Annotated in this window: 12 protein-coding genes; 7 read left to right on the top strand and 5 right to left on the bottom strand. The window is 72.8% G+C overall.

Features of this window, described 5'->3' with window-relative positions:
- Positions 1 to 97 precede the first annotated feature (97 nt).
- Both eccCa and ACIGW4_RS17155 read left to right on the top strand, forming a co-directional pair.
- Positions 98 to 4,051, top strand: a complete 3,954-nt coding sequence (gene eccCa / locus ACIGW4_RS17160) for a type VII secretion protein EccCa (protein WP_399581269.1) — start codon at positions 98 to 100, stop codon at positions 4,049 to 4,051.
- A gap of 82 nt (positions 4,052 to 4,133) precedes the next feature.
- Positions 4,134 to 4,418, top strand: a complete 285-nt coding sequence (locus tag ACIGW4_RS17155; protein WP_123455691.1) for a DUF397 domain-containing protein — start codon at positions 4,134 to 4,136, stop codon at positions 4,416 to 4,418.
- 108 nt (positions 4,419 to 4,526) lie between these two features.
- Here ACIGW4_RS17155 and ACIGW4_RS17150 read toward each other — a convergent pair whose 3' ends face one another.
- The 4 genes from ACIGW4_RS17150 to eccB all read right to left on the bottom strand — a co-directional run bounded on the left by ACIGW4_RS17150 (position 4,527) and on the right by eccB (position 8,234).
- On the bottom strand, positions 4,527 to 4,817 hold the full coding sequence (locus ACIGW4_RS17150; protein WP_123455690.1) for a WXG100 family type VII secretion target: 291 nt from the start codon (positions 4,815 to 4,817) through the stop codon (positions 4,527 to 4,529).
- Between the two features lie 53 nt (positions 4,818 to 4,870).
- Positions 4,871 to 5,221: a WXG100 family type VII secretion target gene (locus ACIGW4_RS17145; protein WP_123455689.1), complete on the bottom strand. Its 351-nt coding sequence runs from the start codon at positions 5,219 to 5,221 to the stop codon at positions 4,871 to 4,873.
- 190 nt (positions 5,222 to 5,411) lie between these two features.
- Positions 5,412 to 6,677, bottom strand: a complete 1,266-nt coding sequence (gene mycP, locus ACIGW4_RS17140; RefSeq protein WP_399581266.1) for a type VII secretion-associated serine protease mycosin — start codon at positions 6,675 to 6,677, stop codon at positions 5,412 to 5,414.
- A 12-nt stretch (positions 6,678 to 6,689) separates the two neighbouring features.
- Complete coding sequence (eccB, locus tag ACIGW4_RS17135; RefSeq protein WP_359592398.1) at positions 6,690 to 8,234, bottom strand: type VII secretion protein EccB; 1,545 nt, start codon at positions 8,232 to 8,234, stop codon at positions 6,690 to 6,692.
- A gap of 191 nt (positions 8,235 to 8,425) precedes the next feature.
- On the opposite strand from eccB, the gene eccE reads away from it, so the two are divergent.
- The 5 genes from eccE to ACIGW4_RS17110 all read left to right on the top strand — a co-directional run bounded on the left by eccE (position 8,426) and on the right by ACIGW4_RS17110 (position 16,724).
- Positions 8,426 to 9,730, top strand: coding sequence for a type VII secretion protein EccE (gene eccE, locus ACIGW4_RS17130; protein WP_123455687.1), 1,305 nt, complete (start codon positions 8,426 to 8,428; stop codon positions 9,728 to 9,730).
- Positions 9,730 to 10,503, top strand: coding sequence for a hypothetical protein (locus ACIGW4_RS17125; RefSeq protein ID WP_123455686.1), 774 nt, complete (start codon positions 9,730 to 9,732; stop codon positions 10,501 to 10,503). Before eccE ends, ACIGW4_RS17125 begins: the two co-directional genes overlap by 1 nt.
- Before the next feature lie 228 nt (positions 10,504 to 10,731).
- Positions 10,732 to 14,040, top strand: coding sequence for an SCO5717 family growth-regulating ATPase (locus ACIGW4_RS17120; protein WP_399581261.1), 3,309 nt, complete (start codon positions 10,732 to 10,734; stop codon positions 14,038 to 14,040).
- Between the two features lie 192 nt (positions 14,041 to 14,232).
- Positions 14,233 to 16,065, top strand: coding sequence for an ABC transporter substrate-binding protein (locus ACIGW4_RS17115; RefSeq protein ID WP_399581310.1), 1,833 nt, complete (start codon positions 14,233 to 14,235; stop codon positions 16,063 to 16,065).
- Positions 16,066 to 16,202: 137 nt separating this feature from the next.
- Positions 16,203 to 16,724, top strand: a complete 522-nt coding sequence (locus ACIGW4_RS17110) for an alpha/beta fold hydrolase (RefSeq protein WP_399581258.1) — start codon at positions 16,203 to 16,205, stop codon at positions 16,722 to 16,724.
- 66 nt (positions 16,725 to 16,790) lie between these two features.
- On the opposite strand, the gene ACIGW4_RS17105 is transcribed toward ACIGW4_RS17110, so the two are convergent.
- On the bottom strand, positions 16,791 to 18,782 hold the full coding sequence (locus tag ACIGW4_RS17105; RefSeq protein ID WP_399581255.1) for an exo-alpha-sialidase: 1,992 nt from the start codon (positions 18,780 to 18,782) through the stop codon (positions 16,791 to 16,793).
- Between the last annotated feature and the right edge of the window lie 55 nt (positions 18,783 to 18,837).

Below are 18,837 nucleotides of genomic sequence, written 5' to 3'. Positions count from 1 at the left end.
CGTCCCATGGGGGAAGTCCGCGCACTCGGCTGCCGACAGGGGTGGCGTGCGGATGCTCCCGCCACGAGCCCGCCTCCAACGAGGGATTGATGCGCCGGTGAGCCAGATCGTCGTCAAACGCCCGCCGAGGTCCCTTCCTCCGGAAGTGCCCGGTGAAGAGCTGGTCCTGGAGCCTCCGCCGGAACTTCCGCGGGGACAGCAGGAGTCGGCGTTGATGCAGCTCCTGCCGATGCTCGGTATGGGTTCGTCGGTCGTCTTCTTCTTCATGACGCCGTCGCCGATCATGCGGATCATGGGCTCGCTGATGCTGGCGTCGACGGTCGGAATGGCCATCGCCCAGTTCGTCAGATTCCGTCGCGGTACGCAGGGGCAAATGGCCGATGTCCGCCGCGACTACCTCAAATACCTCGCGCAGACCCGGCGTACGGTCCGGCGCACGGCGCGCAGGCAGCGGGACGCGCAGCTGTATCTGCACCCCGCTCCCGAGCAGTTGTGGTCGGTGGTGGCCGAGGGTTCCCGGGTGTGGGAGCGCCGGGTCGGCGACCACGACTTCGGACAGGCGCGGATCGGTCTCGGGGCGCAGCAGTTGGCGACTCCCCTGGTGGCGCCGGACACGGCTCCGGTGGACGAGCTGGAGCCGCTGTGCGCGGGTGCGATGCAGCAGTTCCTGGCGGTGCACGGGACGTTGGACGGACTGCCGATGGCGGTCTCGATGCGGGCGTTCTACCACGTGACGGTGTCGGGCGATCCGGAGTCGGCGCAGGCGGCGGCGCGGGCGCTCGTGGCGCAGCTGGTGACGCTGCACTCCCCCGAGGACCTGATGCTCGCCGTGGTGGCGGCGCGGCCTGCGCAGGAGCGCTGGGACTGGACGAAGTGGCTGCCGCACACGCAGGTGCCGGGGCAGGTCGACGGGGCGGGCACGAAGCGCCTGTTCGGCGACGACCTCGGTGAGCTGGAGAACCTGGTCCGCTCGAAGCTGGACGGGCGGACGCGGTTCTCCCGGGAGAGCCAGCCGGTGCTCGACCAGCCGCACGTGGTGGTGATCCTGGACGGCGGGATGGTGCCGCCGGACTCGCTGCTCGCGGCGCCCGAGGGCCTTCAGGGCGTGACGATCGTGGAGGTCGTCCCCGGGGAGCTCGACGAGCCGCGCGGTGGTCTCTCGGTGGTGGTACGGCCGGGCCGGCTGCGGCTGGAGTCGGGCGGCGGCTACGCGTACGAGGGGGTGCCGGACGGCATCTCGCTGCCGGCGGCCGAGGCGCTGGCCCGGCAGCTGGCGCCGCTGCGGATGGGCGGCGGGGACGACGACGAGCCGCTGCTCGCCAACCTGGACTTCACGGATCTGCTGAACCTGGGCGACGCGGCCTCGGTGGACGTGACGCGGACCTGGCGCCCCCGGTCGGTGGCCGAACGCCTCCGGGTGCCGATCGGTGTCGGCGAGGACGGCCAGCCGGTCATGCTGGACCTGAAGGAGGCGGCGCAGGAGGGCATGGGCCCGCACGGTCTGTGCGTCGGCGCGACGGGTTCCGGAAAGTCGGAGCTCCTTCGCACGCTGGTGCTCGGTCTGGCGGTGACGCACTCCTCGGAGACGCTGAACTTCGTCCTCGCGGACTTCAAGGGCGGCGCGACCTTCGCGGGCATGTCGCAGATGCCGCACGTGGCGGCGGTCATCACCAACCTGGCGGACGACCTGACCCTGGTCGACCGCATGGGCGACGCGATCCGCGGCGAGCTCCAGCGGCGGCAGGAGCTGCTGCGCTCGGCGGGCAACTACGCGAACATCCACGACTACGAGAAGGCGCGGGCGGCGGGTGCTCCGCTGGAACCGCTGGCCTCGCTGGTCCTGGTGATCGACGAGTTCTCCGAGCTCCTCACCGCCAAGCCCGACTTCATCGACATGTTCATCCAGATCGGCCGCATCGGCCGTTCGCTCGGCGTGCACCTGCTGCTCGCCTCGCAGCGCCTGGAGGAGGGCAAGCTGCGGGGCCTGGACACGTACCTCTCGTACCGGATCGGTCTGCGGACCTTCTCGGCGGCGGAGTCGCGGACGGCGATCGGAGTGCCGGACGCGTACCACCTGCCGTCGGTGCCCGGTTCGGGCTATCTGAAGTTCGGCACGGACGAGATGACCCGCTTCAAGGCGGCGTACGTGTCGGGGACGTACCGGACGGGCGGGCCGCGCCTGGAGATCGGGCAGCTGCCGGTGGAGCGGCGGCCCGCGCTGTTCACGGCGGCGCCGGTGCCCGTGGTGTACGCGGCGCCGGACCCGGCCTATCTGACGGCGCAGCGCGACGAGGAGGACGACGCGCTCGCGGACACGGTCCTCGACGTGATCGTGCGCCGTCTGGAGGGCCAGGGGGTGCCGGCGCACCAGGTGTGGCTGCCGCCGCTCGACCAGGCGCCCTCACTGGACCAGCTGCTTCCGGGGCTCGCGCAGACGGCGGACCGGGGGCTCACGGCGACGGAGTACACGCGTCAGGGCGGGCTCACGGTGCCGCTCGGCCTCATCGACAAGCCGTTCGAGCAGCGGCGCGAGGTGCTGTACCGGGACTTCTCGGGCGCGGCCGGTCACATGATGGTGGTCGGCGGTCCGCAGTCCGGCAAGTCGACGATCATGCGGACGCTGATCTCCTCGTTCGCGCTCACCCACACCCCGGCCGAAGTGCAGTTCTACTGCCTGGACTTCGGTGGCGGCGGCATGGTCTCGCTGGCCGACCTGCCGCACGTCGGCGGGGTGGCGTCCCGGCTCGATCCGGAGCGGGTGCGCCGGACGGTCGCGGAGGTCATGGGCGTCCTGAACCGGCGGGAGGAGTTCTTCCGCGCGCACTCCATCGACTCGATCGCGACCTACCGGCGCAAGCGGGCCGCGGGCGAACTGCCGGGTGAGGCCTGGGGCGACGTGTTCCTGATCGTGGACGGCTGGGGGACCTTCCGCAACGACTACGACATGCTGGAGCCGATCGTCTCCGACATCGCGGCGCGCGGTCTGGGCTACGGCATCCACGTGGTGATCACCGCCGCCCGGTACATGGAGGTGCGGGCGGCGCTCAAGGACCAGATGCTGGGCCGGCTGGAGCTGCGGCTCGGTGACGTCATGGACTCCGAGTTCGACCGGAAGGTCGCGGCGAACGTGCCGACCGGGGTGCCGGGCCGCGGCCAGGTGCCGGAGAAGCTGCACTTCATGGGGGCGCTGCCGCGGATCGACGGGTCGAGCTCCTCGGCCGACCTGGCGGAGGGCACGGCGGCGTTCGTGCAGGCCGTGAAGGCGAGCTGGACCGGGGCCCCGGCGCCGGCGGTGCGGCTGCTGCCGCGCAAGCTGCCGGCGGAGCAGCTGCCGAAGGGCTTCGAGTACCCGCAGCACGGCATCGCGATCGGCATCGACGAGACGAACCTGGAGCCGGTGTTCGTCGACTTCGAGTCGGATCCGTTCTTCCTGATCTTCGGCGAGAGCGAGTCCGGCAAGACGGCGCTGCTGCGGCTGATCGCCAAGCAGCTGTGCGAGCGGTACTCGCCGGAGCAGGCGCGGATCGTGGTGGGCGACTACCGGCGGACGATGCTGGAGGCCGTGGCGCCCTCGCACCTCCTGGAGTACGCGCCGATGGCCTCGGCCATGCAGATGCACATGGACGCGATCAACACGGTGATGACGAAGCGGGCGCCGAAGCCCGACATCACGCCGCAGCAGCTGCGCGACCGCAGCTGGTGGTCGGGTCCGCAACTGTTCGTCCTGATCGACGACTTCGAGCTGGTGGCCACCAACTCGGGCAACCCGCTGGCCGTTCTGGTGGAGAACCTGCCGTTCGCGCGGGACGTCGGCATCCGGTTCGTCGTGGCGCGCAGTCAGGCGGGCGCCTCCCGCGCGATGTACGAGCCGTTCATGCAGCGGATGCGGGAGCTGGGCGCGCAGGGCGTGCTGCTCTCCGGCGATCCACAGGAGGGCGACATCCTGGGCGGCGTCCGGGCGCGGCCGATGCCGCCGGGCCGGGGCACGTTCGTTTCGCGCAAGCGCGGGACGCCGCTGGTGCAGCTGGGCTGGCTGCCCGAACAGCACTGAGCTCCCGGAACGGCCCTGAGCGGAGCGGTCCCTCCCACTACTGTGGGAGGGACCGTCGTACCACCGCGAAGGGATTGCGCCGATGACCGACGCCCACGAGACCGCCGCCGAGAGCGCGGACGCGGCCCTGGCCGCCGAGAAGCAGCGCCAGAAGGACGAGCTGTACGCGCTCGACATCTCCGGCGTGGAGTGGCAGGGCGCGCCGGGGACGAGCCCGGACGAGGAGCGCGTGGAGATCGCGCGGCTGCCCGGGGGCGCGGTGGCGATGCGCTCGTCGCTCGACAAGGACACGGTGCTGCGGTACACGAAGGCCGAGTGGGACGCGTTCGTCCTGGGCGCCAGGGACGGCGAGTTCGACCTTCGGTAGGGACGTACGCGTGAGGGGGTGGCCCGTCGGACGGGCCACCCCCTCACACGTGTTCGCGAGGTCTCGCGGCGGGCGCGGACGCACGCCGCCGGACCCGCGTCAGCGGGCTCACATCATGCGGAAGCGCGCCGCGTTGCCCTTGTCGGTGTCCTGGTAGCCCGCGACCGACTCGTCGAGGAGCTGGGCGATGCGCGCCAGGTCCTGGTTCATGCCGGCCATGTCGCGGGTCAGGCGGTCCTGGCTCTCGCGGTAGGCGATCTTCGCCTCGCCCTCCCAGTTGGAGGCGACGCGGTTGACCTCGGCCATGAGGTCGTCGAGCTTCTGCGTGAGGGTGGTGGAGGTCAGCCGGGTGTCGGCCGCCGCCTGCGTCACGGTGTCGTAATTGACCGCAGTGGTCATGGTGATGACTCCTGAAGTGAGAGTGGCGCGGAGGACTGGTCGGGTCGGACGGCTCAGACGCCGAGGATGGCGCTCTGGCCACCGGAGGCGCCGCCGCCGGAGCCGCTGTCCATCTGACGGAAGGACCGCAGGCGGTCCTCCTCCTCGCGCGAGAACCCGTCGGCGCTCATGCGCATGATCTCCTCGAGCTTGCTGAGCTCGGCACGCATGCTGCGCAGGCGCTGGTTCAGGTCGTTCTGGACCCGGTCGTACTCCTTGCTCGCAGCACCCTGCCAGCCCGCCTGGACGCGGTCCACCACGCCGTTGAGGGAGGTGATGCGGGCCTGGAGCTCGTCGGAGAAGTCCTGGATCCGGCCGGCGAGCTTGATCTGTTCGGCACTGGTTACGTTCAGGTCTTTCGACATCTTGCCCCTTCTTCCTTCGGTGGCTGCGACGGACCGGCCGTCGGGCCATCCGGTCGTGATGCGGACGGGAATCTTCTGATGCCGCCCCCGTGCTGGGTTCGCACTGCCGTGCCCCCAGCGGTCACTGTAGCCATTGACGGCGGCAGTTCCAACTGCAAAGGGAGGACCCGATACTTGACCGATACGCGCGTCACCGGGCCTCCCTCCTGCGGCGGCTGTCGCGGATCACGGTGGCCGTCCCGGCGACCACGGCCACCAGGACACCTCCGATCCCCAACGCGTAGGTGGCGAGCCGTTCGGAGCGCTCCTGGGGCGTCTCCGACAGCGTCAGCCGGGCCGGCTCGGGGGCCGGCGGCTTGGGCGGGCCCGGGTCGGGCACGGGCGAGGAGGCCGGCGTCCCGGGCTGGTCGGCGAGCGCCCGTACGGGGTCGATCACGCCCCAACCGACGTGGTCGTCACGGCCGTTGACGGAGCGGACGGCGGTCTGCTCGATCCGGGTCACGATCTGGGCCACGCTCCACTTCGGGTACTTGGCGCGGAGCAGGGCGGCGACGCCGGCGACGTACGGGGCGGAGAAGCTGGTGCCGTTGTCGACGCACTGGCCGCCGCCCGGGACGGTGGAGACGATGTCGACGCCGGGCGCGGCGACGCCCACCATCGGGCCGGACTGGGAGAAGACGGCGCGTTCGTTGTTCCGGTCGGAGGAGGCGACGGCGAGGACGCCGGGGAAGGCGGCCGGGTAGGTCTTCTTGAGGGCCCCGTCCATGCCGTCGTTGCCGGCGGAGGCGACGACGACGACGCCCTTCTCGATCGCGTGGGCCACGGCCTTGGCCATGGGCGAGTCGAGGCCCAACGGCTGGGTGGTGTCCTGCGAGATGTTGATGACGTCGGCGCCGGCCTTGTCGACGGCGTAGGTGATCGCCTGCGCCATCGTGTCGGACTTGCCGCTGTTCTTCTCGTCGTTCTGCCGGATCGGGATGATCGTCGCCTCGGGCGCGAGGCCGACGAAGCCGGTGCCCTTGACGGGGCGGGCGGCGATGATGCCGGCGACCTTGGTGCCGTGGCCGACCTCGTCGACGGTGCCGTCGGTCTTGCCGCGCTTCTCGTCCCCGAAGGAGGGGTTGTTCTTGTCGGGCTTGAGGAAGTCCTTGCCCGACTTGGCGTCGACGGCTTTGCGCAGCTGCGGGTTGACGTCGTCGACGCCGGTGTCGATGACCGCGACCCGGACGCCCTCGCCCCTGGTGTCCTGCCACAGCTCGTCGAGGAGGACCCGCTGGAGCGGCCAGGGGACGCCCTCGATCTGCTTCTTCATGGGGAAGGTGCACTCGCCGCTGCCGTCGAGGGCCGGGCCGTCGGGGCGGGGCGGGGCGGGGGCGGCGGCCGCGGCGGGGGCGGCCAGCAGGGCCGTGAGGGTGCCCGCGGCGAGCAGGGCGGCCGCGCGGTACGTCGTCGTCACCGGTGTCACCCCCTAGGAACCCTGCGGCTGACGCGCGCTGTTGGTGTCGAGCCGGGGGCCCTTCGAGAGGAACTCCGACCATTCGATCGGGACGAGGACCGGCTGGACCTTGTCGTAGCCGAGACGCTTCTGGGCGTCGCTGGGTTCCGGCCGTCCGTCGGTCTGCTTCTGTTCGCCGGCGCCGATCTCGGAGCGGGCGGAGTCGCTGTCGCCGTTGGCCTGGACGGCGTACCGCAGGCCGGTGTCGGTGACGAGGAAGAGGGAGCCGTCGGGCGTCTTCTGCTTGCCCTGGATCTGCGTGTAGAGGAGGCCGGTGCCGGGGGTGACGTACGTGCTGGTGCCGCCGGCGGTGATGTCGGCGGGGTACTCGGTGCCGGCCCAGGTGGTGAGCGTGGTGCCGCCCTTCTCGTCGACGTCGGTGAGGACGTTGCAGACGGTGTCGCGGGCTCCGTTGCCGGTGGCGGCGTTGACCTGCTGGGGCTTCAGCGTGGGCCAGCGGGCGTCGGCGTGGAAGACGGCGGGGTCCGAGACGAAGGAGGAGGCGTCGACCGTGGTGGGCTGGCCGTCCATGTCGAGGTCGCGCGTCTGCGGGGAGTTGATGATCAGCCAGGCGGTGAAGGGAGTGACCGGCTGGACCTTGCCGGGCAGCACCACGTAGTACTGGGGGCCGGAACCGGTCCGGGCGAGGAGGACCAGGCCGACCCGGTTCTCGGTCCCGTTGAGGTTGCTGTCGGGGATGTCGGTGGCGGCGCCGACGTTCCCCTCGATTTCCGGGAAGTCGATCTCGTCGCCGGTCTTCAGGGTGGCGAGCCAGTCGTCGGTGACGGGCTGCGGCTCCTTGTTGGGGCCGACGAGGGCGGTGAGGAGCCTGGGGTCGTCGGCCTTGACCGGGTACTTGGTGCCGGTGCGGTCGACGATGAACTGGGCGTTCCCCTTCTGCCCCTTGACGTACAGGATCTCGCCGTTCTTCAGCTCGTGGCCGTCCTCGGTCCGCTTCATGTCGCGCTTGGCGAAGAGGAAGGTCGCCTTCTGGACGCTGGCGCCCTTGCCGCCGCCGGGCTGCTCGCAGACGGCCCACCGCTTCTCCGTGCCCGCGTCGCCCGGGGCGGGCAGCCGGTCGGGGGCGTACGGGATGCCGAGGATGGGCCCGCGCGGCGGCTTGCCCTCGTCGAGCTTCTTGTCGTCGACCTGGACGATCTGGAACTGGTCGGGGTCGAGCAGCAGTCGGGCGGAGGCGAGGTTGAGGACGGGGTGGAGCAGGGTCTTCTTGCCCTTGCCCTTGCCGGTCTCCAGGACGACGTACCGGGTGGTCGACTGCTTGCCGATGATGACCCGGGTGCCGGGGGTGTCCCAGCCCTTGGGAGCGGTGGGCTTGAACATGCCCCAGGCGCCGAATCCGGCGACCACGAGCGCGGAGACGATCAGACCGGGGACGACCGCCTTCAGCGGCTTCGGAGCCCCCTCCTCCGTGCCGGAGGGCGAGGGTTGGAGGAATGCCGCCACCGTGCGCTTCTTCGCAAAGGTGTACGCGTTGAGCTCGTCCCGCCGCGATGCCATGAGTCCCCATTCTCGTCAGGCGCGATCTTCGCGCGGGGCCGCCGGGGTGGTGACACCCGGGCCCCGGCCTTCGGACCGGCCCCCTACTATGCCTGCTGTCCCGTGGGGTTCGTGGGGCGGGTAGGGTGATCCGGCCGCCAAAGCCCTGGCGGGCCAGGGTCATCGGGACGAATTGAGGGGGATTCTCCATCATGGCTTCCGCGAGGCGGAGGCGGCCCGCCGCGGCCGCTGCCTCCACACCCCCGTCCACGGGCTCCGCCCCCGCGGTCTCGCCGCGGCTCCAGGCGCGTCCCGGACACTTCGGTTCGTTCCGATTGCAACAGCTCGTACTGATCGAGGTGGCGGCGGCGCTGCTGCTCCTCGCCTGGGTCGTCGAGCCGATGCTGCTCGTCCCCGCCGGCGTGATCGCCGTCGTGCTCGTCCTGCTCGCCGTGGTGCGCCGGCACCGGCGTTCGCTGCCCGAGTGGCTCGGCACCTTCCTCGCGCTGCGCGCCCGCTCGCGCCGGGCCGCCTCGCTCACGGTGCCGGAGGGCACCGAGCCGGGGTTCGCGCCGCTCGTGGAGTGCGATCCGGCGCTGCGGACCTACGCGTACAGCGACCGCGACCGGCGTCCGGTCGGGATGGTCGGCGACGGCACCTTCCTGACCGCCGTCCTGCGGGTCGAGTCGGACGGCACGGCGCTTCGTCCGGACCGCGCGGCGAAGCCGCTGCCCGTCGGGCTCGTCCGGGACGTGCTGAGCGTGGACGGCATCCGGCTGGAGTCGGCGCAGATCGTGCAGCACACGCAGCCGGCGCCCGCCCCGCACCTGCCCGCGCAGTCGATGGCCGCCCGCAACTACGGGCCGCTCCAGGCGCAGACGGGTTCGCCCGCGGTGCGCATCACCTGGATCGCGCTCAAGCTCGACCCCGAGCTCTGCCCGGAGGCGGTCGCCGCGCGCGGCGGCGGCATGACCGGCGCCCAGAAGTGCGTGGTGCGCGCGGCGGACCAGCTGGCGAGCCGGCTCGCAGGCGCCGGGTTCCGGGCGAGCGTGCTGACGGAGCAGGAGCTGACGTCGGCGCTCGCCACGTCGAGCTGTGCCAGCCCGATGGCGATCGCGCAGGCGGGCCGGGGCCAGGCGCAGGGGCGCCGGACCCAGGAGACCGCGCGGACCTGGCGGGTGGACGACCGGCGGCACACGACGTACTGGGTGGGGCGCTGGCCCCAGTTGGGCGGGCGGAACGGCGGCGCGGGCGCGTCGATGCCGCAGCTGGTGGCCCTGCTGACCTCGCTGCCCGCGCTCGCGACGACGTTCAGCCTGACGCTGAGCGGTGGGGACCGGCAGGAGGTGACGGTGACCGGGCACGTGCGGATCACCGGACGCAGCGACGAGGAACTGGTGGCCGCGCGGCACGAGCTGGAGCGTGCGGCGCGCGGGGTGAAGACGGGGCTCGTCCGGCTCGACCGGGAACAGGTGCCCGGCATCCTGGCGACGCTTCCGCTGGGAGGTGCGCGCTGATGTCCACCGCCTCCTTCGGTACGTCACCGGCCCCGGGCTCCTCTTCCGTCCGGCGTACGGGGCGGGCCTCCCGGCCCCGGTTCGGTTTCGGGCTCGTCGGGCCGCGCCGCGACCGGCACTCCGTGGCCCTGGAACAGCTGGAGGCGCTGGCCCTGCCGGTCGGCGACGACGGCATGGTCATCGGCGTGGACGCCGAGGGCCGTCCGGCCGTGCTCGGCATCAACCGGCCCGTTCCCTACGACGTCACCCTCATCGGCGGTCTGTGGACCGCGCAGGTGCTGGCCCTGCGCGCGGCCGCGACCGGTGCCCGGGTGGCGGTCGAGACCGGCCGGGCCCAGGCGTGGACGGCCCTGGCGCAGGCGGCGGGCGGCGGGCAGCCGTGCATCACGCTGCACGACGTGGGCCGGGTGCCGCCGCAGGGCGCGTCGGCGGGCAGTCCGGTGGTCGTGGTGCGCGACTGCGGCATGCGGCCGCCGCGCGGCCGCGTCGTGTCGGCGCCCTGGCAGTCCGTGGTGACGCTGCTGCCCTATCTGAGCCCGGTCGCGCCCCGGCTCCTGGAGAAGTCCTCCCTGGTCGGCGTCCAGCGGGTGTCCCCGGACGAGGCGGCCCAGATCGGCCGCATCATGAACCTGCCCCGGACCGAGTACGAGGCGCTGTCCACGCTCGCCGACGGGGTGACCCTCTGGTGCACGCCGAACGACCGCCAGTTCGTGATGACCCAGGCGACGGACGCCGAGACCGGATTGTTGGGCGGCGCCCGCCGGATGGACTGAGCGGCGCCCCCATGACACGAGACCGTTCAAGTACGTCCGTTTTTGCATCGTTTTGAACGGTGGAGGTTCTCACTCTGCGGCGCGGCCGGGTCACTTGGGGCCCGGACCGGGGTGCGGAGGCGGGCGCGGAGGGGCCGTCGGCCCTGCCCCGGCGCGCCCCGCGACGTTTAGGGTGGAAGGGCCCCGCCCACAACGGCACAAGGGTGCTCGACCACACCAGGAGGCAAAGTGAACGGCGATCGCGACGAGATCCACGGGGGTTGGAATCCACCCGCCGACGATCAGTCCGACGCGGATCCCGCCGAGATGACGGGTGAGTTCACCATCGACTACACCCCGCCCGCCTGGTACACGCAGAACGCGTCGGGCGGTACGGGGACGGGCGGTGCCACTCCCCCGCCGCCGAGCGGAGCGCCGGTCGCCGTGCCGGGCCTCCCGGCGGGCGGCGGCTTCGAGCCCAGCTGGAGCGTCGCACCGCCGGCCCCGCCGGTGACTCCCGCCCCCGCGCCGGGGGTCGCGCCCGTCGCCCCTGCCCCGGCGCAGCCGGGCGGCGCGGTGCCTCCGGCGGTTCCTCCGTACGGTGCGCCGGGTGCGCCCGCGGCCGCCGCGCCGGTTCCGGTCACGCCCGGTCCCGGCACCCCCGGTCACGGCACCCCCGCGGCCGGCGTCCCCGCGCCGGCGTTCCCGCCCGGTGCGCCGGTGCCGGGGCAGCCGGCGGCGCCCTTCGGCGCGCCTGTACCGGGCGCGCCGGCGTCCGACGCCTCGCCGTCGTCCGACGCCTCGCCTTCCGTCCCGGCGCCCGCGGCCCCCTCCGGGGGCGGGGACGTCGAGGGCGGCGCCACCATGCGCTTCTCCCCCGCCCAGCTCCAGCGCGAGGTCGCCGAGCGCTCGGCGGAACGGCCGGAGGCCGCGGAGGGCTCCACCGGCTCCCCGACGCCCGCCGCCGCCGATACGTCGGAGCCCGCCGCGGCCGAGGGGACCGCCGAGCCCGCCGGTCCGGCGGACACCGTCCAGGACTCCCCCGCCGCTCCCGACGAGTCCGCGACCTCCGTCGCCGCGCCGGCCGGGGACGCCACCGACAGTGCGACGGGCGCCGAGGCGCCGCGCCCGTCGGACGGATCGGACGGATCGGACGGGACGAACGAGTCGGATACGTCGGACGACGCGGACGGCTCCGGGAGTTCCGACCGCTCGGACGGCGTCGAGCGGGCCGGGGCGGCCGCCGACGACGCGACCGGGGCCGACACCGCCGACGACACCACGGGGGCGGAGGACGAGCCCGCCGCACCCCTCGCGGTGACCGAGCCCGACTCCGGGACCGGCACCGAGGCGGAGGCCCCCGCCGCCGCCCCCCTCCCGGCCGCGCAGCCGGCCCCCGACGCGCCGCAGGGCTTCGGTCCCGGCGCGGCCCCCGGTCCGTACGGCTCCGCCGCGCAGCAGCCCGGTGGCGCTCCGGGGCCCTTCCCCGGCGCCCCGCACCCCGCTCCGTACCCCGCCGGGGGTCCGCAGGCCGGGGCCGGGCTGCCCCCGCTGCCCCCGTCCTTCCAGCCGGCCGCCCCCGGGCCCGCGCAGCAGTGGCCCGCGCAGCCCGCCCCCGGCGCCCAGCCGGTGCCGCCGGCCGCGCCGCTGCCGCCCACCGCCGCCTGGCCCGCCCCCGAGGCGGCCGCGCCCGGCCCCGTACCGCCGCAGGGCCAGCCCCAGGCGCCCGGCGCCTACGGCTACCCGCAGGCCCCGCAGCCTCCGCAGGCCCCCCAGCCCCCGGCGCCGCAGGGCGGTTACGGCTTCCCGCAGCCCGGGACGCCTCCGCAGCAGGCCGGTTACGGCTACCCGCAGCAGCCCGGAGCGCCCGGCGGCGTCCCGCCGCAGGCGCAGGGCGGCTACGGCTACCCGCACCCCGGAGCCGTGCCCCCGCAGGCGGCGCAGGCTCCGCAGCCGCCGTACGGCGGTCAGCCGTCGGTGGACCCGCGGACCGGCGCCGCCTGGCCCTCGCCGGTGACGCACGACCAGCGGGAGCGGTCCGTGCCGGGCGCCCCGCTCGGGTACAACGCGGCCGTCGAGCTCTCCTCCGACCGGCTGCTCCGCAACAACAAGCAGAAGCCCAAGTCCAGCCGCAACCCCGGCGCCGCCAACCGCTTCAAGATCGGCGGCAAGAAGGAGGAGGCGGAGCGGCAGCGGAAGCTGGACCTGATCCGGACGCCGGTCCTCTCCTGCTACCGGATCGCGGTCATCTCGCTCAAGGGCGGTGTCGGCAAGACCACGACGACCACCGCGCTCGGCGCGACCCTCGCCACCGAGCGGCAGGACAAGATCCTGGCGATCGACGCCAACCCGGACGCCGGCACGCTGGGCCGCCGGGTGCGGCGCGAGACCGGGGCGACCATCCGCGACCTGGTGCAGGCGATCCCGTACCTCAACTCGTACATGGACATCCGCCGGTTCACCTCGCAGGCGCCGTCCGGTCTGGAGATCCTCGCCAACGACGTGGACCCGGCCGTCTCGACGACCTTCAACGACGAGGACTACCGGCGCGCGATCGACGTCCTCGGCAAGCAGTACCCGATCATCCTCACCGACTCGGGCACGGGTCTGCTCTACAGCGCCATGCGCGGGGTCCTCGACCTCGCCGACCAGCTGATCATCATCTCCACGCCCTCCGTGGACGGCGCCTCCAGCGCCTCGACCACGCTGGACTGGCTCTCCGCGCACGGCTACGCGGACCTGGTGCAGCGCTCCATCACGGTCATCTCCGGAGTCCGCGAGACCGGCAAGATGATCAAGGTCGAGGACATCGTGCAGCACTTCCAGACCCGCTGCCGCGGTGTCGTGGTCGTGCCCTTCGACGAGCACCTGGCGGCCGGCGCCGAGGTGGACCTCGACATGATGCGGCCGAAGACCCGGGAGGCGTACTTCCACCTCTCGGCGATGGTGGCCGAGGACTTCGTGCGGGCGCAGCAGGCGCAGGGGCTGTGGACCGGGGACGGCCAGGGCGCCGTGCCCCCGCACATGGCCCCGCCGATGCCGGGACAGCCGATGCCGGAGCAGTACGGGCAGCCGGTGCCGGGCCAGTTCGCGCCGGGCCAGACGCCGGGACAGCCGATGCCGGGTCAGCCGATGCCGGGTCAGGTGCCCGGGCAGGCGCCCGGCCCGATGCCCGGCCAGTTCGCGCCCGGTCAGCCGGCTCCCGGTCAGCCGTACGCGCCCCAGCCTCCGCAGCCCGGTCAGCCGTATCCGCCGCAGCCCCAGGCGGGTCAGCAGCCCTACCCCCAGCCGGGACAGCCGATGCCGGGTCAGGTGCCGGGTCAGATGCCCGGCCCGATGCCGGGTCAGTTCGGCCCCGGCCAGCCCGTCCCCGGTCAGCCGTACGGGCCCCAGGCCGGCGCGCCGTACCCGCCGCAGCCCGGTCAGCCGGGGCAGCCGGGGGTTCCGCAGTCCTGGCAGCAACCGCAGGACGGGAACGAGGGCCGGCCGGGTCAGCCGCTGCCCCCGCAGGCGGATCCGCAGGGCCCTCCGCAGGCACCGCCAGCCCCTCAGCAGTAGGGCGTCACAGGATTAGACCAATGAGGCTCCGTATCGGCTCACCGATACGGAGCCTTTTGGCGTTCCCGCAGTCCACAAGGGGTTTGAGGGATCGTTGACGACGGCAGACCACCGCTGATACACCTTCGCTTCACCCATCGTCAGCCCAAGATCCACGACAGTAACTCCGACGCGAGGTCACGTCCCATGGTCATGGTCACGAAGGTTCCACCCCGCTCCGCCCCCGCCCGCAGAGCCCTCCGACTGCTGCTCGCCACCGGCCTCGCCGCAGGCTCCCTCGTCGTCGTTCCCGGCCCCGCGCAGGCGGAGGACGAGAAGTCCGGCGGCACCACCCTCACGGTCGCCGTCTCGCAGAGCATCGACTCGCTGAGCCCGTTCCTGGCCCAGAAGCTCACCTCGACCAGCATCCACCGGCTGGCGTACGAGTACCTCACGAACTACGACCCGAAGGACGCCCACACGATCCCGGGTCTGGCGACCGCCTGGAAGTCCTCGCCCGACAAGCTGACGTGGACGTACACGATCCGCAAGGACTCCACCTGGTCGGACGGGAAGCCGGCCACCGCCGAGGACGCGGCCTGGACCTTCAACAAGATGATGACCGACCCGAACGCCGCCACCGCCAACGGCAGCTTCACCGCGAACTTCGCGCAGGTCACCGCGCCCGACCCGGAGACGCTCGTCATCCGGCTGAAGAAGCCGCAGGCGACGATGACGGCCCTCGACGTGCCGATCGTGCCGAAGCACGTCTGGGAGAAGGTCACCGACTTCTCGAAGTTCAACAACGACAAGACCTTCCCGATCGTCGGGAACGGCCCCTTCGTCATCACGGACTTCAAGGTCGACCAGTACGTCAAGCTCAAGCCGAACAAGAAGTTCTGGCGGGGCGCCCCCAAGTTCGACGAGCTGGTCTTCAAGTACTACAAGGACGGCGACGCCGCCGTCGCCGCCCTGCAGAAGGGCGAGGTGTCCTTCGTACCGAACCTGACGCCCGCCCAGGCGGCCGCCCTGAAGACCCAGAAGAACATCAAGGTCAACGACGCCCCCGGCCGCCGCTTCTACGCCCTCGCCACCAACCCCGGCGCGAAGGCCCGGGACGGCAAGACCTTCGGCAACGGCGACAAGGCGCTGCTCGACCCCGAGGTCCGCAAGGCGCTCTTCCTCGCCGTCGACCGCACCACCCTCGTCGACAAGGTCTTCCAGGGGCACGCCGTCGAGGGCGAGGGGTACGTCCCGCCGCGCTTCGGCTCGTACTTCTGGAAGCCGGAGGGCGCGCAGAAGCGGGCGTACGACCCGGCGCGGGCGGAGCAGGTCCTCGACGCCGCCGGATACCGGAAGGACGCCGCCGGCAAGCGGCTCGGCAAGGACGGCAGGCCGCTGGAGTTCCGGATCCTCTGCCACGCCACCGACCCGAACGACAAGGCGGTCGGCAAGTACCTCCAGGAGTGGTGGGGCAAGCTCGGCATCGGCCTGAAGGTCGAGTGCCTGGACAGCGTCTCCGACCCCTGGGTCAAGGGCGACTACGACCTCGCCTTCGACGGCTGGTCGGTCAACCCCGACCCGGACTACGTCCTCTCCATCCACACCTGCGGCACGCTCCCGGCGACCCCGAAGGACTCCGGCGCCACCGACAACTTCATCTGCGACAAGGAGTTCGACGGGCTCTACGCGCAGCAGGCGGTGGAGTACGACGCCGCCAAGCGGGCGGATCTGGTGAAGCGGATGCAGTCCCGGCTGTACGACACGGGGTACATGAACGTCATGGCCTACCCGAACGCCCTGGAGGCGTACCGCACGGACCAGATCAGGTCCATCACGACCATGCCCGAGGCCGCCGGGAACCTGTGGGGCCAGGACGGCTACTGGAGCTGGTGGTCCGCCGTGCCCGCGGCGCGGGCCGAGGACTCCGACGGCGGATCGTCCACCGGGGTGATCGTCGGCATCGTCGCGGCCGTGGTGGTCGTCGCCGGCGTCGGCGTCCTCCTCGGGATGCGCCGCCGCTCCACCGCCGACGACCGCGAGTAGTACGTGACGACGGCAAGCACCCCCGCCGAGGGGGGGGGGGGCGGCGGGGGCCCCCCCCCCCCCCCCCCCCCCCCCCCCCCCGCCGCCCCCCCCCCCCCCCCCCCCCCCCCCGCTTCGAGGTCGAGCGGGCGGTCCTGGTGGGTTCCAGCATGGGCGGGGCCACCTCGGTGGACTTCGCCCTGGAGGCGCCCGGCCGGGTGGCGGGCCTGGCCCTCTTCGTTCCCGGCGTGTCGGGGTACGAGGGGCTGGACTCGGGCGAGTTCTTCGAGCGCCTCGGCCCCCTGGCCGAGGCCGGTGACACGGAGGGCATCGTCCGTCTCGGCCTCGCCGAGTGGGGCAGGGCGGGCGGCGGGACCCCCGAGTCCGACCCGGTCGCGGCGGAGCTCTGCCGGGCCGTGCTGCCCGCCTGGTTCAGCAACGCGGGCCGCCAGTTCACCGGCCCGCCGGCCTTCGACCGGCTCGGGGAGATCTCCGCGCCGACCCTGCTCGCGCTGGGCGAGCAGGACCGGCCGGTGGTCGTGCGCTGCAACGAGAAGATGGCCGAACGGATCCCGGGCTGCCGTCTCGTCAGGATGGCCGGGTCCGACCACTACCCGACGCTGCGCGAACCGGAGCACGTCGCCCGGCTGATCGAGGAGCTGTACGCCGAGGCGGCCTGAGCCCCGGGACCGGAGCCCCCGGCCGGCGGGCGGTTCGTCCGCCGGCCGGCCGAGGGGTTCGTCCGGCTACCAGATGGTGGAGAAGCCGAGCCGCAGCTTCTCCTCGCCGTTCCTCACGGCGAGGGAGCCGTTCTTCACGTCGGCCGCTTCGGCGTCGGTCAGCGCGGTGGTGAAGAGCCGCACGTCGTCCAGGGTGCCGCGGAAGAGCTGCGCCACACCGGGCGGCTGGTTGGGGAAGTCGGGCCGGGCACCGATGTGGATGTTGAACTCCCCGGCCGGGGTGAGGTTCCGGTCGCTCGCCGAGGTCCCCGCCGGCAGGGTCGCGGTGGCCGCGGTGCCCCCGTCCACCGCGAGGCGGAGGGCGAGGCCCTGGCGCGTGAACACGACGTGGTGCCACTGGTTGTCGTTGTACGAGGACGGGAGCGTCACCTCGGTGGTGCCGGCGTCCGTGCCGACGGTGCCGCGCAGCACACCGCCGCCGGGTTCGGCCCGGACCGAGAAGTGCCGGCCCGTCATGCCGTACGCCCAGACGATCGGCAGCGTGCCGGTCGTGGCGTCGTGCCTGAACCAGGCCGTGACGGTGAAGTCCTTGTCCTCGACCCGCAGGGACGGCGAGCAGACGAGGCGCAGGTAGTCGTCCACGCCGTCGAACTCCATGGCGACGCCGTCGAGACGCGTTCCGAGCTGCGCCCCGCCGTGGACGACGGCGTGGTTGCCGGCCTCGCCGGGGGCCTTGACGCGCGTGTCGGAGGTGCGCGGACGGCGCAGCTCGGTCTCGGAGGCCTTCATGGCGTTCTCGGTGAAGGCGGCGAAGGCGACGTTGCCGTGCGGGATGTTGCCGGCCGTCTCGTACACGATGCCGACGGAACCGTTCGGCAGCAGCGTCAGGTCGGAGTAGCCGGTGCGGGCCGCCGAGACCAGGGTGCCGACGGTCTGCCAGGTCTTCCCCTCGTCGTACGAGGAGCGGACGGCCAGCTCGCGCCGGTCCTCCAGCGCGCTCGCGCCGAGTCGCGAGGCACCCGAGTACAGCAGCCGGTCGGGCTTCCCGTCCTGGTCCACGGCGTGCAGCCGCAGCAGCGAGCCGAACACCGGCGAGGTGTCCAGGTCGGCCACCTGGGTGAAGGGGGCCGCGAAGGAGGCGCCGCCGTCGGTGCCGACGGTCTCGAGCCGGTGCTCGTTGGTCAGACAGTGCGTGGGCGCGGAGTTGCGGGCGTTGACGTAGAGGTTGCCGTCGACGGTCTCGGCGACCGTCAGCTCCCCCGGGTACGCACCCGTCTTGCTCGCCTCGGAGGTGGCACCGAGCGACCAGGTGAGGCCGCCGTCGTCGCTGACGTACAGCTGGCCGCCGGCGGTCGTGTCGCCGCCGGCCGTGTGGTCGCCGGGGACGACCAGCCGGCCGTGGTGCTGTCCGCGGCTCAGCTGGATGCCGTGGCCGGGGCCGGTGGAGACCCAGCCCCAGCCGGCGGCCTTGAGCTGCGGCTGCGGCACGCTCGCCGACCAGGTCGCGCCGCCGTCCATGCTGTGGACGGCGTGGACCGAGCGCGGGTACCCCGTGCGGCTGGGCCTGGTCGCGTCGTGGTTCCAGTCGCTGCTGGAGTACAGGAGCGTGATCCGGCCGGTGACCGCGTCCACGACCGGCGCCGGGTTGCCGTGGGCGAGTTCGTCGGAGCCGCCGACGACGATCTGGAGGGGCTGCCAGGTCGCCCCTCCGTCGAGGGACCTCCTGAGCACGATGTCGTTGTCGCCGACGTCGTGGCAGCCGGTCGTCGTCAGCCGGGTGCGGCCCTCGGCGAAGGCGAGGAGGACCCCCGTCCTGCTGGTGACGACGGCGGGGATGCGGGTGCAGTAGTAGTCCTCCCGCGCCTTGAACGGCGTGGTGGACACCTGCCTCGCGACCTCCGGCGCGGCGGACGCGGCCGTCGGCGCCGCGGCGGCGGGCGCCTGCGGCGTGACCGCGAGCACGACCGCGGCCAGGACGGCGAGGGCGAGCGCGCAGAACCATGCGGACAGCGCGAAGCGGCGAGCGCCCGGTGGACGGCGCTCGGACAGGGGCAGCATGAAGGGACACCTCTTACGAGAGCGAAGGCTCTTACGAGAGCGAAGGCTCTTACGA

The sequence above is a fragment of the Streptomyces sp. NPDC053513 genome (genome assembly GCF_044544765.1).
In the GTDB taxonomy this organism is placed as follows: domain Bacteria; phylum Actinomycetota; class Actinomycetes; order Streptomycetales; family Streptomycetaceae; genus Streptomyces; species Streptomyces litmocidini.
Note: the sequence above shows the minus strand (reverse complement) of the source record. Positions and strands in the feature narration are given on the sequence as shown.

What these genes read in the sequence shown, in the direction of transcription:
- ACIGW4_RS17155 (WP_123455691.1), top strand. Translation starts at nt 4,134, where the DNA reads ATGACCGACGCCCACGAGACCGCCGCCGAGAGCGCGGACGCGGCCCTG.
- ACIGW4_RS17150 (WP_123455690.1), bottom strand. Translation starts at nt 4,817, where the DNA reads ATGACCACTGCGGTCAATTACGACACCGTGACGCAGGCGGCGGCCGAC.
- ACIGW4_RS17145 (WP_123455689.1), bottom strand. Translation starts at nt 5,221, where the DNA reads ATGTCGAAAGACCTGAACGTAACCAGTGCCGAACAGATCAAGCTCGCC.
- eccB (WP_359592398.1), bottom strand. Translation starts at nt 8,234, where the DNA reads ATGGCATCGCGGCGGGACGAGCTCAACGCGTACACCTTTGCGAAGAAG.
- eccE (WP_123455687.1), top strand. Translation starts at nt 8,426, where the DNA reads ATGGCTTCCGCGAGGCGGAGGCGGCCCGCCGCGGCCGCTGCCTCCACA.
- ACIGW4_RS17125 (WP_123455686.1), top strand. Translation starts at nt 9,730, where the DNA reads ATGTCCACCGCCTCCTTCGGTACGTCACCGGCCCCGGGCTCCTCTTCC.
- ACIGW4_RS17115 (WP_399581310.1), top strand. Translation starts at nt 14,233, where the DNA reads ATGGTCACGAAGGTTCCACCCCGCTCCGCCCCCGCCCGCAGAGCCCTC.
- ACIGW4_RS17105 (WP_399581255.1), bottom strand. Translation starts at nt 18,782, where the DNA reads ATGCTGCCCCTGTCCGAGCGCCGTCCACCGGGCGCTCGCCGCTTCGCG.